Genomic DNA, 16089 nt, shown 5'->3' with positions numbered 1-16089 from the left:
AGTAACGTCTGACGTATTGCGTCATTCATGCGTACCGATTGTATACAACTAGATGGCGCGATCAAGCGAGATTCGGAGTTTTAAAGGGTAAACGAGCATAAGTAAGGGGTGTGAAAAGAAAAATTGTGTACAACGAGGGTCGTTTGCAATTGACACCGGCATACCTGCTTCCCTAGCATCCTGCTTCGAAGTTCTATAAACGAAACTGAGTTCGTATATCGAACGAGACAAAGGAGACGGAGATGACGAAGCTGGATGACGGACACGACAGTCGAAACGAACGCAGGACCCTGGTGTTGCTCGCGACAGGCTTCGGCCTCGTCGGGCTCGACCGGTGGATGATTGCGCCGTTGTTTCCGCACATGATGAAAGACCTCGGACTGGGCTATCAGCAGCTGGGGTCGCTGATCGGCATCCTCAGCATTGCCTGGGGCGTGTGCTCGATCGCGATGGGCAGGCTCTCGGACCGCATTGGGCGCCACAAGATCATGATCGCGGCGATGGTGATGTTCTCGCTGCTCTCGAGCTTCTCGGGCTTCGCGAGCGGGTTCCTCAGCCTGCTGCTGATCCGCGCGGTGATGGGCGTAGCCGAAGGCGCCTTCACGCCTGCCAGCGTGGCCGCAGTGGGCGAGGCGTCGCATCCGTCACGGCGCGGTTTCAATCAGGGGCTCCAGCTCAGCATGTTCGCGCTGATGGGCCTCGGCCTCGCGCCGATTATCGCGACGCAACTGCTGCGCGTCGTGCCGTCCTGGCACTGGGTCTTCGCGGTATCGGCGATTCCGGGACTGATCGTGGCCCTGCTGATTGCGAAGCTGCTGCGCGATGCCCCGCAGCCCGCGCCCGTCGCAATGCGTGCGGCGCACGCTGATCCGCGCTGGGGGGCGCTCTTTGGCAGCCGCAACGTCGTGCTCGCGATGCTCGCGACGCTGTGCGCCATGGCCGGCATCTTCGTGATTGGCGCGATGGTGCCGAATTACCTCGTCGACTATCTCCACCTGGATACGGCGCATATGGGCTTCGTCGTGTCGGCCATCGGCTTCGGCGGCTGTCTCGGCGAGTTCGGCCTCGCTGGCCTGTCCGACTTCGCCGGACGGCGCGTGACTTCGGTGATCGCCTTCGTGGGCGCGGCGGTCTCGCTCTATGTTTTCGCCCGCACGGGCGCGAATCCGTGGGCGCTCTTTATCGTGCTGTTCGTCGTGTCGTTCTTCGCACTCGGCATGCTGGGCGTGCTGACGGGCCCCATTGCGACCGAGGCGGCGCCGGCCGGCCTCGTGGCGTCGGCAATCGGCATCACGTCGGGCGCGGGCGAGATCTTCGGCGGCGGGATCGCGCCGGCGATCGCGGGCTTTATCGCGCAGCACTACGGCATTCAGTTCACGCTGCAGTTCGCGCTGTGCGGCCTGATAGGCGGCGCGTTTGTGTCGCTCTTTCTCATCGAGACGGCGCCGCGCGCGCTGGCGCGCCGCTCCCCGGCCGTCGCGCTGCAGTAAAGCAGGCGCTGAGCGCGTGACGGTGCGGACGCATCGTCACGCTGTCGCAAGACACACAAGCAAATAAATTAAGTAGGTATGCGAATTAATAGTTCGTTTTGGACAAAGATAAAGGAGAGAGCAAAATGAAGAACCTCGCACTATGGTGCACGGCCGTTTCGGCTTTGGCCTGCGTTCAGGCGCACGCCCAGGGCGCACCTGCCGGCGACAGTGTCACGCTCTATGGCATGGTGGACGCTGGAGTGTCCTGGGTGAGCAACGAAGGCGGCCATTCGAATCTCAAGTTCGATGACGGCATCTTTACGCCTAACCTGCTCGGCATCCGGGGCAGCGAAGACCTGGGCGGCGGCCTGCACGCCATCTTCGATCTCGTCGATCAGTTCTCGATGGGTACGGGCGCGATCATCTCTGGCCAGGGCCTGTTTGGCCGCAATGCTTATGTAGGTCTGTCGAGCGACCGATACGGCAAGCTTACGCTCGGCAACCAGTACGATTTCATGACCGACTCGCTGTTCTTCGGCCACGATGACGCGGCGATGGAGGTGGGCGGCCTCTACAACTTCCGCGCCGGACCGTTCTCCAGAATTGGCATTCCGGGCAATCCGCCGTTCGCTTCGCAGTTCAACTGGGATCGCATGGCCGGCGCGACGGTACAGAACTCGATCAAGTATCAGTCGCCGTCGATCGCGGGCTTCAGCTTCGGAGGGCTCTATGGCTTCGGCGGCATTCCGGGTGCGCTCGGGAGCGGCGACTCGGTCAGCGCGGGCGTCAATTACGCCCAGGGCCCGCTCGGGTTGGGCGCGGCCTACACGGAGGTGAAGTATGTGGAGTCGGGCGAGCCCGACGTGGGTATACGCAATTGGGGCGTCGGCGCGCATTACGACTTCGGCAAAGTCACGGCGACGCTGCTCGTGACGACCGTGCGCAACACACAGAACGGCGGCGCCATCGCGGAGGCCGAGACGGGCGCGAGCTGGCTTCTTGCGCCGGACTGGGCCATCGGCGGCAGCTACATGTATATGAAAGGCAACGGGTATCTGGACAACAATCACGGGCATCAGATCAACGCGATCGTCGATCACTTCCTCTCGAAGCGGACGGTGGTGTATGCCGAGGCTGTCTGGCAGCGCACCAACGCGGGTGCGCAGGCGCTGATCAGCGGTGTGCTCGATCCGGACGGCACCTCGGGCGGGCCGAATCAAGTCATCGCGCGCGTAGGGGTGCAGACCCGCTTCTGATGGACCCTCCACCATCGTGGATTGCGCGAACGAAAACCGCGGCAAGCCGTGCAGAATGCGCGGCTGGCCGCGCGCCGTATTGCCTGATGTTTCGCGCTATTTTGTTGTCTATTGATCATCTGCTGCTGAGGCTGCTCTCGCGTCACGCCTTCGGCATGCCAATGCTGACGCATGGGTTCGACACTTCTCAACACTCATTTTGCGGAGCGCTGCCGTCCGAATCCGATACCGGTTGCGCGGCGAGGTATAGGGGGGCGAACAAGGTAAGCGTTTATGCGGCAGAGGATAAACGCTTATCTTGCCGCTACCGCAAAAAAAGCCGCAGACACATGTCTGCGGCCGAAAAACATACACCCATCGCGGCAAGGGCATCACGCCGCCTACCGAAGTCTATACGCGCACCTTCCGATTTCATCCAGGGAATGCACCGACGCAACGTAAGACAACATTGTTGGGGGCCTCAGAACTCAATGCCGACCCGAATGGAACGCTCAAGGTGCGCTTCGCCTTCGGCGATGAGTTCGTCAGCCGTCTCCAGCACTTCGGCCATCCGATACAGAAACTCGTCGCGCCACTCCATGCCGTCGTCAAACGCTGGAGGCTTCGCGAGGGCTTCAAGCAGTGAGCTAGCCGTTTCGAGAAAGAGGAGCGCGTTGTGGTAACGCTGGACGGCAAGCGTCGCTTCGTCGATGGCCTGTTTCAGCGCGCGCAGATAGTCGTCGGCATGCACGTTGTTCGGTGGCGACTGCGCCGCGGTGGCGAGCTGGCCGATGCGTGACGCGCCAAGCGCTTCAAGGTGCAACGCGCGCTGTTGGAGGTCCGCATACTGCTCGCGCAGTTCGGTTTCACTGAGCATTGGGATATCCGCTGGTTCCATATTCATGGACGGTATTTTACGGCACCCCAAAAAGAGACCGCAGACCCTTCGCGAAGGTCCTGACGTCATGAACGAGGCATTGGGTGGAAGATCTGTGCGCATGTGCCCGATCTCCACCTGTTACACGCGCCGCCGTTCTGTTTCCAGCGCGACTCGACACTGTTCGAAGTGGCGCGCTATCAACGATGCAGATTTCATGCATTTTTTTCATCCGGTACCGTATCCGAGTTCGATTCAACTTTTGTTCCCGCCCTTGAAGGCTGCCGAATTCGCAAGGCCGGGACTCTACAAGAAGATATTCTTTCGCCGTCTGCGCCTGACGGCGTTGAAAACACCGCGTGAAGCGTCGTTATGGATGCAGACGCGACGGGACCGCGCGCAGCATATACTTCGCGAGTATGGCGTTAGCCGGACGTTGGCCCATTTGATATGGAGGCGGTGCATATGAAATCCCTACCGTTTGCAGTCGCGCTTCTCTCCGCCATCAGCATGAGCGGCTGTGAAACGTCGTGCAGCACGGCGTCGGCAGCGTCGGGCACGTCGGTGAGCAGTTCGTCGACGTCCGGCAAGAGCGAGGCGACCCTGATGGGCACGAACGGCCAGGCACAGGTCGCGGGCGATACGGTCGTGCTGAGAGACGGCACCGTGTTCGTCAACGGCACGTCGTACGGCGCCGTGTCGGCTACGCAACGGGTGCAGTACATCGTGACGGGCAACACGAAGACGCTGCTGGTCGACGGCAAGCAGCGCGCGCCGGCACCGTGACAGGCGAGGCCGCGCGAGCGGCGACGGGTGACGGTCCGCTGGAACCAGGCGTTAGAACATCTGGCTGGCGATGAGCGAGAGGTCGCCAACGGCGGCAACTCGTACCGATGCCGCACGAGTTCCTCGAGCAGGACGTTGACGATATCGGGCCGCTCGGCCCTGGTGCGCGCCGCCCCGAAGACCCATATTTTGGCGACAATTTCACGAATCCCGGCCGACCCTCCAAGTCGCACAGGCGCCACCGTCCGCAGCACCTTCCGACACGATCAATTCTTGCCTTCATCCAGAATGGATTGTCGTGAACATTCAGGCTCGGTACATTCGCAATAGGGCCAGCGCCCGAACACCAATCCGGTTTGAGTTGCTGCCAACAGGATCAGACACCTGGCGGCGCTGAAGCGATAACCGCCCGGCGCGCAATGAGCCTACCCAGTATGGGGCCTCCGGCATTGGCATTGAGAGTCAAACCGAAGAGAAAAAATAAGCAGTACGAAAGACCATAATTATATTTATCAGGTAAGGAGACGTTAATGAAGAAGGTGCACGTAGCCAGGTCTGCCATTGCGGTGGCTTCCGGTCTGATTTTCGCTGGTGCCGCTCATGCGCAAAGCAGCGTCACGCTGTACGGCATCGTGGATGCAGGTCTGATTTACATGAACAAAACCACTGGAAACAGCGGAAGTCTGGCGGCCTTCAATGACAGCGGCAACATGCCGTCGATATTCGGCCTGACGGGTATTGAGGATCTTGGCGGTGGAATCTCGGCGGTGTTCAAGCTCGAAGGCGGTTTCTCCGCCGCGAATGGCAGCTTCAACAACTCCAACGGCAACTTGTTTGGCCGCGACGCCTACGTCGGGGTGAAAGGCAGCTTTGGTGAGATCCACGCTGGCCTGCAGCAATCTCCCTTCTTCATGTCGCTGATTTATCAGGACCCGCGCAACCTGTCGAACTTTGGCAGTTCGATGCTGTTTCTCGCGACCACTGCGGGCGCGACGAGCATTTTCACCCCGAATGCCATCACTTACACAAGCCCGGTGGTCGCGGGCTTTCAAGGTAGCGCGCTGTTCAGCTTTGGCGGCGTGGCGGGGGATTTCCAGTCCGGCCGTCAATATTCCGCCAATCTGAGCTACCACGGGGGTGGGCTAGGCTTGAACGCCGCTTATTTCAACGGGAGCGCGGGCGGCACGGTGTCAACAACGCCGCCAACCACCGAGGGCCTCACTGGCGAGTTGCTTGGCGCGACATACACGCTCGGTTCGTTGACCGCGAAGGGCTCGTACACGAAGATCAAGGTTGCGGGCGGGAAAAACGAAGATGTGTATGGTGGCGGCCTCGATTACTGGGTCCGCCCGGATATCGACGTGAATGGCGGACTCTGGTATGCCAACAACCGCAATGAATCTGGCAGCCATACCTGGTTGGGGTCGATAGGCGCCTATTACTTCCTCTCGAAACGGACGTCGGTCTATGCCCAGTTCGGCATGGTGAACAACCACGGTACGCAGGATATCGGTCTTTCGATGGGTCTGGGTAGCTCCACCATGTTCGGCACAACAGGGACAACGACCGGAGGCTCCATCGGGATCACCCACACGTTCTAAGCGGGCCGCCCGGGGAAGGGGGCGCACAAGCCCCTGATCGGAACCTGAGCGAGACGATAAACTGTTTAATGGCGGCGGCATCGAGCATGCGGGCCGCCTGTTTCTTTTAGCGAGCACGGCAACATGAACCACACAGGCAGACTGGCCGGCAAAACGGCATTGATCACGGGTGCGGGCAACGGCATTGGCCGCGGTTGCGCGGAACTTTTCGCCAGTCAGGGCGCGCGCGTGATCGCGGTGGATTTGAATCGCGACGCACTCGCGGGACTTGATCCTGCCATCAAGTTGCATGGCGGCGTCAATCTCGTGAACGAGGACGAAGTGGGGCGGCTCATAGGCGGTTTACAGACGCTCGATATCGTCGTGAATGCTGCCGCGTTTGCCGAGTTCGCGTGGATCGAGGAGATGAGTTATGAAGCGTGGCGACGCACGTTGACTGGCGAACTCGATATCGTCTTTCTGATGTGCCGTGCGGCATGGCCGCTGCTCAAGAAAAGCGGTGTGGCTTCGATCGTGAATTTTGCGTCGGCCAATGCGCGTCATGCGCTCGATGGTTCGCCGGCGCTCGCGCATTGTGCCGGCAAGGGCGGCGTGCTCGCCATGACGCGGCAGCTCGCGATGGAAGGCGCGCCCCACGGCATCCGGGTGAATACGATTTCGCCGGGCTTCATTCTCACCGCGGCGACGCGGGCGCACCTCGCACGTGATCCGACGATCGAAGCAAAAGTGCTGGAAAAGAACATGCTGAAACGTCTTGGCGAACCGGCCGATATCGCGGAGTGCGCACTCTGGCTCTCCTCCGACGCGGCACGTTATGTGACGGGCGCGGATTTCGCAGTCGATGGAGGCGCGACGGCGTGGTAATGCGGTAGTGCGTGTAAAAAGAGGGGCGTTGCCCCTCTTCGCTCAGTGACAGTCAGAATCCGAAACCGCCGCCATCCACATTGAGCACCTGGCCCGTGACGAATCGCGCATCGTCGGAAACGAGAAACGCGAGCGCGCCGGTCAGGTCGTCGGGCTCTTCGGTGCGCGGAATGAATTGACGCACACGCACGGCTTCGAACGCCTCGGGCGGCAGATTCGCCGCGCTGCCCGGATGACGCGTCAATCCCGGCGAGATGGCGTTGACGGTGACGCCATGCGCGCCAAGCTCGGCCGCCAACGCGCGCGTGAGCCCGATCACCGCCATCTTGCTGCTCGCATAGGCGCTCATGCCGGGCGGCGGCCCCCACACGGTACTCGAAGCGAGATTGACGATGCGGCCCCAGCCGCGCTCGATCATGCCTGCGAAAAACGCCTGCGCGAGTAGAAACGGCGCATCCACATTGACGGTCATGATCTGCCGCCACAGCGTCGCGGTGATATCGGCGAGCGGCGCCATTGGCATGAAGGCCGCGTTGTTCACGAGCACGTCGACCTTGCCGGTCTGCTCGAGCACGCGTGAAGCAAAGCGCGCGACATCCGCCGGTTCGCTCAAATCGCAGGGCAGGGCGATGGCGCGGCCGCCCTCGGCTTCGATGCGCGCGGCGAGCGTCTCGCATGGTTCGCGGTCGGTCAGCACGAGCGTGTGCCCCGCGGCGGCAAGGCGCAGGGCAAAGGCGGTGCCCAGGCCCCCCGCGGCCCCTGTGACGACCGCCACGCGGCCGTTGTTGGTAGTGAAAGCTGTCATGACGGATTCCGTAGATTCAATGTTGCGGCGCTTCAGATCGGCTCGCGCAGCGCCTGGATCGCATCGACCATGGTGCGCGTATGCTCGTCGCGCGAGCCGCCCGCACGTTCGATCTCGCCCAGACGACCGGAAGCGGACACGACGAGCCGCGCACGATCGTAGTGGCGGCCCGCATAGGCGAGCAGCGCGCCTTCGAGCGAATGGCGGCGCGCCAGTTCGGCGGCGAGCACGAGCGCGCCCTCGACGGCGATGCCCGCGCCGGAGGCCAGATGCGGCGTCGTGGCGTGCACAGCGTCGCCGAGCAGCACGATGCGCCCGCGATGCCATGGACCATCGATCATATGCCCCATGAGCGGCCGGTACAAAACGCGGTGATCCTCGAGCGTTCCGTCGAGCAAGCCCTCGCGCAGTTCGGCGAGCGGTCCGTCGAATTCTTCGAGCAGTCCGGCGAGCAGTTGCGGCCACTTGTCCTGCGTGATGAAGTCCATACCCTCACGCTTGTCGAGCAGAAACAAATAGCTCTGCGTCGCGCTGATCGGATTCATGCCGGCCTTGGTGGTCTTGCCCATGTAGATCGATGAGTTCTCGCGCAGCCGCGGCACCACGGCGCGCCACGATCCCTGGCCCGTGAACTGCGGCCCCGCGAAATCCGGCTTCACGTAGCGGCGCACCGCGGAGTTCACGCCATCCGCGCCGATCACGAGATCGTAGCGCGCGCGGCTGCCGTCGGTGAACCCGACGTCCACGCCTTCGGCATCCTGTGCGAGCGTCTCGAAGCTCACGCCAAGACGCACGCCTGCACCCGCGCTGCGCGTTGCATCAGCGAGGATGGCGGCGAGTGCGCTGCGCATGATGCCCGCGCCGCCGGGCAGGTCATCGGCGCCGTGGGCCGCCGCGATCGGCACGGTGGCCGTGAGCTGGCCGCTCGCGTCGCAGAAGTCGACGGCACGCCACGAACCGCCGACGCGCAGCACTTCATCGACAACGCCGACTTCGCGCAGTGCGCGCAGCGTCGGCCCGCTGATGGTGATGCCCGCGCCGTCGGGGGCCCATTGAGGATTGAGTTCGACGAGGTCGACGTCGATGCCTTGCCGGCGCAGCAGGATCGCCGCGCACATGCCGCCGATGCCGCCTCCGACGATCAGAACCTTGTTGACGAGTGCCATGGTGTCTCCCGGTATTTATCGTTTGCGTAGGTGTTTGTGTCAGGGCTCAGGCGAGCGTGCCGCCCAGTTGTTCTGCGAGCCAGTCCGCAATGCGGTTGCCGGCATGCAGCGGATTGTCGAGCGAACTGTGTTCGACGCCGCCTTCGCGTTCCGTGAAAATGAAGAGATCTTTCTTCGGACAATTGACTAGTTGATCAAAAGTTTCGTGCGCGTACTTGAGTGGAATCTGGCGATCGTTCTCGCCGTGCGTGACGAGAAACGGCACGCGGATGCGATCGAGCACGCCGTTCAGATGCATGTGTTCGGCCTTGGCGAAGAAGTCGTCCTGATCCTTCGCGCCGAATACCCATTGCACGTGCTTCCAGTAGTGCGGCACTGGATTTTCGCCTTCGCGCTTCAGGCGCGCCTGCTGCACCGCACGCCAGTCGTGGTTGGCGCCCCACACGGCCCCGCAGGCAAAGCGTGGCTCGAACGCGACCGCGCGCGGGCAGTAGTAGCCACCGAGCGACACGCCGAGCGCACCGATGCGGCGTGCGTCCACTTCCACGTGCTGTTCGAGCCAGTCGACAAGCGTCGCGGCCCAGATTTCCGTGTTGTGCACGGCGTGAAGTTCTTGCAGACGCAAGGCTTCGCCGGTGCCCGGTTGATCGACGAACAGCGCCGAGAGACCACGCCGCGCGAACATCGTGCCCATCACGCTCTTTTGCAGCATCTCCTTGGTCGAATCGAGTCCGTTCATGACGACGACCACTGGCGCGCGGTGTCCGGGCTGCAAGCCCTCTGCACGCACGTAAAGCGCGGCGAGATGCGTGTTGCCATAGGGGATTTCCACGCGCGCGCAATTCTCGCGGCCCAGCGTGCGGCCGCGCTCGAATTGTTCGAGCGAGCGGCGGTAAATGGCGAGACGCGCTTCGAAACCATGTGCCTGCATGCGCTCGGCCACGCCGTAATACAGGCCCGCTCGCGCATATTTTTCTCCGGCGGAAAGCGTGTGGCCGCGCGCGAGATCTTCGTCGGCAAGTGCGGAGAGCTTGTCGGCGCCGGCCTTCCATGCCTCGTAGAACGCGACCGTGCCGGGATCGTCGCCGGCCAGCGCGGCGTCGCGCAGCGGTGCGCACATCGCATCGACCTCGCCGATGTTGCCGCCGTGCGTGAGGGCGATCATCGTCGAAAGGCTCCACACGTAGTTGGTGGGAAAGTACTGGAACATGGTGGTCTCGGTCCGGTGGTGATTCGGTGGTTTGGTTTCAGTCGAAGATCGAGGGCAGTTCGGCGGCAATCCACACCTCGCCGTTCTCCACGCGTGTGGGCACCTTGACGAGCGACTGGCCCGCACACGGCCCCGCGAAACACAGGCCCGTGCGGATGTCGAAGTGCGCCGAATGCGCGTAGCAGACGATGTGCGTGCCATCGCCCGAAAGAAAGTGGTCCCGGCGGTATTCCATGGGCCGATGCTCATGCGGGCAGTCGTTGAGCCACGCGAACACCTCGGCGCCATGGCGCACGACGCACAACTGATCGTCGAGACCTGCGCGCAGCAGGCCGCGCGCGCCGCCATCGGGGATGTCCTCGAGTCTGCAAAGCAGACGTTCGTCAGCGCGCGCGGTCATGCTTGCATTCCCTCGTTCTTGCATTTACTCGCCCGGTGCCCATTTGTTGCGGGCGTCGAACAGGAAGATCTGCGAGTTGTCGGCGCCGGGATCGACGGCGCGCGGCGTCCAGGTTTCATCGTGGAGGTCCATGTCGGCGTCGAACTCGATCGTCGCGCCGAACGGGCTGTTGAAATACCAGAAGTAGTTGCTGCCGAGCACGTGACGCCCCGGTCCCCAAAAAGTCTGGTAGCCCTTCTTCACGAAGTTCCAGCCGTGCTGCAGCACTTCGCCCGACGAGCCGAGGTGGAACGTGAAGTGATTGCAGCCGATCATGTGATCGTTCTGGCTCTCGATCATGAAAAGCGTGTGATGGTCGTTCGTGCCGGCGGGACGCATGAACGGGCCGAGATGATTGAAGCGGTCGGTCACGGTGAAGCCGAGTCGCGCGTAGAACGCCTCAGCCTTCTTCACGTCTTCGACGAAATACACCACGTGCGAGAGCGTGCGCGGCTTGATGAGTTCACCGTGATTCGCTGCGCAGTCATTGGGTGCGCGGCCCGGCGGCTGGCCGGGTACGTTGAAGCCCAGATAGCGGGCTTCGTACGGTCGCCGCTGCGTGACCATGAACGCGACGCCGAAGCCCGCGTCGTCGATGCAATGCACGGTGCCGTCTTCGTCCACCTGCACCGCGCGCTCGGCTTCGAGATGCGCGCGGATCGTGGCGAGCGTGTCTGCGTTGTCCACGCCGTAGACCGTTTCGCGCAGGCTGGGCGTGGCCGCTTTGGGCGGCAACGGCGGCAGGCGCGGATCATCGGCGGCGCGCATCACGAGGCCCGTGCCATCGAGCGCGGTGAAAACGCCGCCACGCACGGGGTCGTATTCGACTTCGTCGAGGCCGTAATCGAGCAGGTATTGGCGCGCTCCCGCCATGTCGTCGATACCGAAGACGAGGAATTCAAGTCCAACGATCTGCATGATAAGTAATCCTTTTTATTTGCCGCGTGCACCGCTTGCATTGCGGTGCTGATGAAGCGGGTAGGGTCAGTGCGCCATTGCGCGTTCGATCAGCCGGTCCACGCCGCCGTCGTGGCGCAAGCCGAGCTGTTCGGCTTCGGGCGTGAAAAGTGGCGGATAGGCTGCAAAGAGCCGCTCGACGAACGGGTCGGGCGCGTAGGTCACGAGCGCTTTGCGTTCGCTGCCGAAGCGCGCGGCCAATGCATCGACCACTTCGGCGATGGTGAGGCGCAGCACCGGCATCTGATAGCTGCGCCGGGCGTTGAAGCGCTCCGCATCTACGCTCGCCGCATGCAGCAGGTTGTCGACGCACGCGCCCACGGAAATCCACCACGCGACGCCTTCGGGCGAGACGGGGACCGTAAGCGGTTCGTTTGCGGCGAGCTTCCAGAAGAGCTGGCTCATGAACGCGGACATCAGACCGGCGCCGTCGCCGGGCCGCGCGACTACGCCGGGCAGGCGCAGCGAGCAGCCTTGAACCCAGCCGAGTCGCGTGGCATCGGCGACCAGCGCCTCGCCCATCAGCTTGTGCGCGCCGTAGCTCAACGCCGGCGCCGGCAGCGTCTGTTCGTCGACGACCTCGGGCAGCTTTTCGCCATAAACGGCGACCGTGCTCGCGAATACGAAGCGCGGCGCACGCGGCTGGCCGCGCAAGTCTTCGAGCAGGCCGAGCGTGGCGTCGAGATTGATCGCGCGGCCGAGTGCGTAGTCGCGCTCCGCTGCGCCGCCGGGAATGCTCGCGAGATGGAACACGGCGTCCACTGGCGAGGCATAGGCCTGTGCGCGAACTTCAGCGTCGGCGATGCTGCCCGCGATCTGATTCACGCGCGCGTCCGCGGGCGCGGCGTCGAAGCCGATATCGAGAAGCGTGAGCTTCGACACGGCGCGCCTGCCAATGCCATCAGCGAGCAGCCGCTTGACGAGCGCGCGGCCCACGAAGCCCTGTGCGCCAGTAACGACGACATGGCTCATTGCGCACCTCCCTTGCGAAACGGTAGCGTCGCGAGAAAGGCAAGGCGCGAAGCGCCGAGCATCTTCAACCCGGCGCGTGCCGAAGCGGCATCGAGACGCGCTTCCATCGGCATGGTGCCGAAGCTCTTGCCCTTGATGACGAGTTCGTTGCCTACGCGCTCGAGCGACTCCACGTGCATCAGCTCTTCGTCGGCTGGGCCGCGCAGCACCATGCCTTCCTTCTTCGCAGCGCGACCGTTCACGTGGTTGGCGGTGGCAGGAACGCCGCTGTCCTGGCGCGCGCCCTTCGCCACGCTGCCGAAGTCCATGCCGAGTTGCTCGAACATCCTGATCGCCGTGGCGCGGCCCGCGCCGTACACGCCGCCGCCTGGATGCTGGAACGGCCCCGCGAGATAGAGGCGCTCGACGCCGGGCACGGTGAACTGCCCGAGGTCGGGCGTGGGCCGATGGCCTGCGCTCTGGTAGAAGTAGGGCGCCACGCCGTGCAAGTCGCCGCGCATCATGCTGTTCGGGCTCGAGCGCTCGAGATCGACGGGGCTCACGATGCTGCGGGCGACGATGTTCTCGCTCGTGAGGTTCGAGACGAACTGGCGATAGTGCGCAAGCGAGAGATCGCCGATCTCTTCCTTGAACTCGTCCCAGTGACGGCCGGCCCAGCGCTTGTCCTTCACGCTGTACGGCGCGAACGTGATGCCGTGGAACATGCCCTTGCCGGCCGGCACGCGCGTCTTGTCGCCGATGCTTTCGTCGCCGCCCGCGCACAGTCGGCGCTCGGTGATGAGGCCGCGCTTGAGGTCGTCGAAATCAGCGAGCATGTCGTCGAGTTTGTCAGTCGCCATGAACTCGAGCATGGTGGCGTAGCCCACTTCCTCGCCCGCGTAATAGCGCGCGTTCTCCTTGAGATCATAGTGGCTCACCATGATCGAGAAGGGCGCGAGCGTGGCGCGTTCCGCGCGCTTGAGCACCGGCTCTGGCACGCCTTCCACGAAGCGGCGAATCACGTGCGGATGAATCGCGCCGATCACGGCGTCTTTCGCGAGGATCGTTTCGCCGCTCGCAAGCTGCACACCGCTGGCCCGGCCCGCGCTCGTCAGTATCTTCGCGACCTCGGCATTGCAGCGCACTTCGCCGCCGTACGATTCGATGCAGCGCACGAGCGATTCGGTCAGCTTGCCGCTGCCGCCGATGGGCTGCGAAACGCTATACGTGTGGATGATGCCTGGCATCAGCAGCACACCCATGCCGGTGCCGAGTTCGTTCGGCGCCTGCAGGTTTTCGCTCACGAGGCGCAGCAGATGAATCTTGATCTTGTCGCTCTCATAGAGTTGATTCACGAGATCGAGGCAATCGCGATTCATGTAGTCGAGCATGAGGCGGCCTTCGTCGCTGCGATCGAGCATCGCGACGAGTTCGCCCAGCGGAGGCGGCGGCGCATAGAGACCCGGCATGAACATCTGCAGGACCTGCTGGCTCATCTTCACGAATTCGCGGTAGGTGTCGGCGTCTTTCTGCGAAACCTTCGCGAAACATTCGCAGGTCTTGTCGATGTCCTTGTACGTGAACAGCACCGACTGATCGGGAAAGATCGTGGCATGCGGCACGGGTGAATAGTGGTACTTCAGGCCGTGTTCCGAAAGCAGGCCCAACTCGTCCTGGCGCAGCATCGGATTGCCCTGGATCATGATGTGCACGCTCGAATGCTCGTCGTGCCAGTAGCCCGGCGTGTTCAGTTCGCGCGTGCTCACGCCGCCGCCGGGCCATGCCTTGCGTTCGAGCACGAGCACTTTCTTGCCCGCTTTCGCAAGATACGCGGCGGCGACGAGGCCATTGTGCCCCGCGCCCATCGCGACGATGTCGTATTGCTCGCTCATGCGCTTGCTCCTGCCTTTTCCACTGTTGCTTGTTGATTCACATAAGCCGCCTGCACGAAGCGATGATCGATGGCGCCGAAGATCGACTGGCCGTCACGGTCTTTCATTTCGAAGCGCAAGCGTTCGCCGAATTGCAGCCACGGCGTGCGCGATTCGCCATGTTCCAGCGTTTCGATGGCGCGTTGCTCCGCGAGGCACGCCGAACCCGTCGCCCGATAATCAGCGTTCGAGAACGTACCGGAGCCGAGCAGCATGCCCGCGCGCAGATTGCGGTTGTACGCGATATACGCAATGAGGTCGTGAAAGCCGAAACTCATCTCGCGGCCGTTCGGCGCGCCGAAGCGCTCGCCGTTGCGCGCGACCTCCAGGTCGAGCTGCACGCGGCCGTCGCGCCATGCGTCGCCGAGTTCGTCGGGCGTGACCGCCACGGGTGCGAAAGCCGTAGCGGGCTTGGCGAGGATGAAGCCAAAGCCCATGCCGAGTTCGCGAAAGAGATGCTTGCGCATGCTCACGTCGTTGAACAGCGTGATGAGGCGCACGTGGGCGAGCGCGTCGGCGGGGCGCGTGCCCATCGGCACGTCGCCGAGAATCACGCCCACTTCGCCTTCGAAGTCGCAGTTGTCGGCTTCGTCGGGGAAGGCGTAGTCGTCGTGCGGGCCCGCGAAGTCATCGGCCTGGCGCTGGATCAACACGGGAATCGACGGGTCCGACTTCTTCTCCGGGTGATACGCCTGCGTCATGATGCGGCCGTGATTGAGGAAGGCCGAGGCGTCGATGAACTGATGCGTGCGCGGCAGCGGCGCTGTGCAAGCATAAGGGTCGAACCCGAATGCATCGGCAGCCGTGCCCGCGTCAAGCGCATTGTAGAGTGCCTGCAAGGCCGGTTCTGCACGCGACCAGTCATCGAGCGCGGCGCGCAGCGTCGGCGCAATGGCGGTTGCGCGAACCGCACGTTGGAGATCGCGCGAGACGACGATCAAGGCGCCATCGGGGTGACCGGTGTTGAGCGACGCAAGTTTCATGTTGGCTGTCTCCTTCGTTGTCTCTTTGATGTTGACTCTTTTAGCGCAGTGGACGGCCGCCGTCGACTGGCAGCACGCAGCCGGTGCTAAAACGCAGATCGCGCGCGGCGGCGAGCACGGCTTGCGCGATTTCCTGCGGATCGGCGAGGCGGCCGAGCGGCGTGCGCGCCGCTTGCTCGTCGCGCCAGGCGGTGTCCATCGACTTCACGAACTCGGTGTCGACGAGTCCAGGCGACACCGAAACCACGCGAATCTGCGGGGCCAGAGCGCGTGCCAGCGATTTCGTGAGATTGTCCAGCGCGGCCTTCGAGGCGCAATAAATCACATTGCTGCCCATTGCCGTTTGCGCCGCGATCGACGAGATGTTGACGACGACCGCGCCGCCCGCGAGCGCGCTTTTCGCGAGCAGCGGGCGCAGCGCGCGCACCATCGCGAACGGACCGCGCACGTTGGTCGCGAGCACGTCGTCGATGAGCGCGTCGTTCATGCCGTCGAGATCGTCGTGGGCGACGAAGCGTGTCGTGCCCGCGCAGTTCACGAGCACGTCGCAGCGGCCGTAATGCGTGGCGACGGCGTCGGCCAGGCGCGCAAGTGCGGCGCTGTCCGTGACGGGCGCGGCGAGCGCGCGATGACCCACGCCGTCGAGTTGCGCAACTAGCGTTTGCGCCACGTCGGCCGAGCTGCGATACCCGGCGACGACGGCGCAGCCCGCCTGCGCGAGTGTGCGGCAGATCTGCTCGCCGAGGCCGCCCGTCGCGCCGGTCACGAGCGCGACCGGGCGTTCGCCGGAAGGGGTGGTGAACGTTGTCATG

Annotated in this window: 15 protein-coding genes; 5 read left to right on the top strand and 10 right to left on the bottom strand. The window is 63.4% G+C overall.

All coding sequences use genetic code 11. The annotated features are described in order from the left end of the window. The first annotated feature begins 242 nt into the window (after window positions 1-242). A complete protein-coding gene (locus tag BO1_RS07700) occupies window positions 243-1490 on the top strand; it encodes an MFS transporter (RefSeq protein WP_043284061.1) in 1248 nt (415 codons plus the stop codon). A 125-nt stretch (window positions 1491-1615) separates the two neighbouring features. After that, window positions 1616-2728 (top strand): porin, encoded by a 1113-nt coding sequence (locus tag BO1_RS07695; RefSeq protein WP_043284060.1) that lies wholly within the window; start codon window positions 1616-1618, stop codon window positions 2726-2728. Between the two features lie 460 nt (window positions 2729-3188). Here the strand turns inward: BO1_RS07695 and BO1_RS07690 are convergent, their stop codons facing one another. Further along, complete coding sequence (locus BO1_RS07690) at window positions 3189-3707, bottom strand: hypothetical protein (protein WP_156992171.1); 519 nt, start codon at window positions 3705-3707, stop codon at window positions 3189-3191. 342 nt (window positions 3708-4049) lie between these two features. On the opposite strand from BO1_RS07690, the gene BO1_RS07685 reads away from it, so the two are divergent. From BO1_RS07685 to BO1_RS07675, 3 genes are all read left to right on the top strand, one after another. Continuing rightward, window positions 4050-4370: a hypothetical protein gene (locus tag BO1_RS07685; RefSeq protein ID WP_245643726.1), complete on the top strand. Its 321-nt coding sequence runs from the start codon at window positions 4050-4052 to the stop codon at window positions 4368-4370. 530 nt (window positions 4371-4900) lie between these two features. Then, a complete protein-coding gene (locus tag BO1_RS07680) occupies window positions 4901-5971 on the top strand; it encodes a porin (protein ID WP_028217071.1) in 1071 nt (356 codons plus the stop codon). 123 nt (window positions 5972-6094) lie between these two features. Further along, a complete protein-coding gene (locus tag BO1_RS07675; RefSeq protein WP_028217070.1) occupies window positions 6095-6835 on the top strand; it encodes an SDR family NAD(P)-dependent oxidoreductase in 741 nt (246 codons plus the stop codon). Window positions 6836-6887: 52 nt separating this feature from the next. On the opposite strand, the gene BO1_RS07670 is transcribed toward BO1_RS07675, so the two are convergent. From BO1_RS07670 to BO1_RS07630, 9 genes are all read right to left on the bottom strand, one after another. Continuing rightward, window positions 6888-7640, bottom strand: a complete 753-nt coding sequence (locus tag BO1_RS07670; protein WP_028217069.1) for an SDR family NAD(P)-dependent oxidoreductase — start codon at window positions 7638-7640, stop codon at window positions 6888-6890. Between the two features lie 32 nt (window positions 7641-7672). Further along, window positions 7673-8806: an FAD-dependent oxidoreductase gene (locus BO1_RS07665; RefSeq protein WP_028217068.1), complete on the bottom strand. Its 1134-nt coding sequence runs from the start codon at window positions 8804-8806 to the stop codon at window positions 7673-7675. A gap of 46 nt (window positions 8807-8852) precedes the next feature. After that, the gene (locus tag BO1_RS07660; protein ID WP_028217067.1) at window positions 8853-10016 is read right to left on the bottom strand and encodes an alpha/beta hydrolase family protein; all 1164 of its coding nucleotides are present in this window, start codon (window positions 10014-10016) and stop codon (window positions 8853-8855) included. Window positions 10017-10053: 37 nt separating this feature from the next. Further along, on the bottom strand, window positions 10054-10416 hold the full coding sequence (locus BO1_RS07655; protein WP_028217066.1) for a Rieske (2Fe-2S) protein: 363 nt from the start codon (window positions 10414-10416) through the stop codon (window positions 10054-10056). 24 nt (window positions 10417-10440) lie between these two features. Continuing rightward, window positions 10441-11373, bottom strand: coding sequence for a VOC family protein (locus tag BO1_RS07650; RefSeq protein ID WP_028217065.1), 933 nt, complete (start codon window positions 11371-11373; stop codon window positions 10441-10443). Between the two features lie 66 nt (window positions 11374-11439). Further along, window positions 11440-12384 (bottom strand): NAD-dependent epimerase/dehydratase family protein, encoded by a 945-nt coding sequence (locus BO1_RS07645; protein WP_028217064.1) that lies wholly within the window; start codon window positions 12382-12384, stop codon window positions 11440-11442. Then, window positions 12381-14255, bottom strand: a complete 1875-nt coding sequence (locus BO1_RS07640; protein ID WP_028217063.1) for a phytoene desaturase family protein — start codon at window positions 14253-14255, stop codon at window positions 12381-12383. The genes BO1_RS07645 and BO1_RS07640 overlap by 4 nt, the downstream gene beginning before the upstream one ends. After that, window positions 14252-15277 carry a fumarylacetoacetate hydrolase family protein gene (locus BO1_RS07635; RefSeq protein WP_028217062.1) on the bottom strand — a complete coding sequence of 342 codons (1026 nt, stop codon included), beginning with the start codon at window positions 15275-15277 and terminating at the stop codon, window positions 14252-14254. Before BO1_RS07635 ends, BO1_RS07640 begins: the two co-directional genes overlap by 4 nt. A 40-nt stretch (window positions 15278-15317) precedes the next feature. Then, window positions 15318-16088: an SDR family NAD(P)-dependent oxidoreductase gene (locus BO1_RS07630; protein WP_043284057.1), complete on the bottom strand. Its 771-nt coding sequence runs from the start codon at window positions 16086-16088 to the stop codon at window positions 15318-15320. Window position 16089 lies beyond the last annotated feature (1 nt).

The sequence above is a fragment of the Paraburkholderia oxyphila NBRC 105797 genome, assembly GCF_000685075.1.
GTDB classification, from domain to species: domain Bacteria; phylum Pseudomonadota; class Gammaproteobacteria; order Burkholderiales; family Burkholderiaceae; genus Paraburkholderia; species Paraburkholderia oxyphila.
Note: the sequence above shows the minus strand (reverse complement) of the source record. Positions and strands in the feature narration are given on the sequence as shown.

Bases quoted from the DNA above. Each gene is read 5' to 3' on its own strand.
- BO1_RS07635 (WP_028217062.1), bottom strand. From the start codon at position 15,277: ATGAAACTTGCGTCGCTCAACACCGGTCACCCCGATGGCGCCTTGATC.
- BO1_RS07650 (WP_028217065.1), bottom strand. From the start codon at position 11,373: ATGCAGATCGTTGGACTTGAATTCCTCGTCTTCGGTATCGACGACATG.
- BO1_RS07675 (WP_028217070.1), top strand. From the start codon at position 6,095: ATGAACCACACAGGCAGACTGGCCGGCAAAACGGCATTGATCACGGGT.
- BO1_RS07685 (WP_245643726.1), top strand. From the start codon at position 4,050: ATGAAATCCCTACCGTTTGCAGTCGCGCTTCTCTCCGCCATCAGCATG.
- BO1_RS07630 (WP_043284057.1), bottom strand. From the start codon at position 16,088: ATGACAACGTTCACCACCCCTTCCGGCGAACGCCCGGTCGCGCTCGTG.
- BO1_RS07665 (WP_028217068.1), bottom strand. From the start codon at position 8,806: ATGGCACTCGTCAACAAGGTTCTGATCGTCGGAGGCGGCATCGGCGGC.
- BO1_RS07655 (WP_028217066.1), bottom strand. From the start codon at position 10,416: ATGACCGCGCGCGCTGACGAACGTCTGCTTTGCAGACTCGAGGACATC.
- BO1_RS07695 (WP_043284060.1), top strand. From the start codon at position 1,616: ATGAAGAACCTCGCACTATGGTGCACGGCCGTTTCGGCTTTGGCCTGC.
- BO1_RS07670 (WP_028217069.1), bottom strand. From the start codon at position 7,640: ATGACAGCTTTCACTACCAACAACGGCCGCGTGGCGGTCGTCACAGGG.
- BO1_RS07640 (WP_028217063.1), bottom strand. From the start codon at position 14,255: ATGAGCGAGCAATACGACATCGTCGCGATGGGCGCGGGGCACAATGGC.
- BO1_RS07645 (WP_028217064.1), bottom strand. From the start codon at position 12,384: ATGAGCCATGTCGTCGTTACTGGCGCACAGGGCTTCGTGGGCCGCGCG.
- BO1_RS07680 (WP_028217071.1), top strand. From the start codon at position 4,901: ATGAAGAAGGTGCACGTAGCCAGGTCTGCCATTGCGGTGGCTTCCGGT.
- BO1_RS07700 (WP_043284061.1), top strand. From the start codon at position 243: ATGACGAAGCTGGATGACGGACACGACAGTCGAAACGAACGCAGGACC.
- BO1_RS07660 (WP_028217067.1), bottom strand. From the start codon at position 10,016: ATGTTCCAGTACTTTCCCACCAACTACGTGTGGAGCCTTTCGACGATG.
- BO1_RS07690 (WP_156992171.1), bottom strand. From the start codon at position 3,707: ATGCGCACAGATCTTCCACCCAATGCCTCGTTCATGACGTCAGGACCT.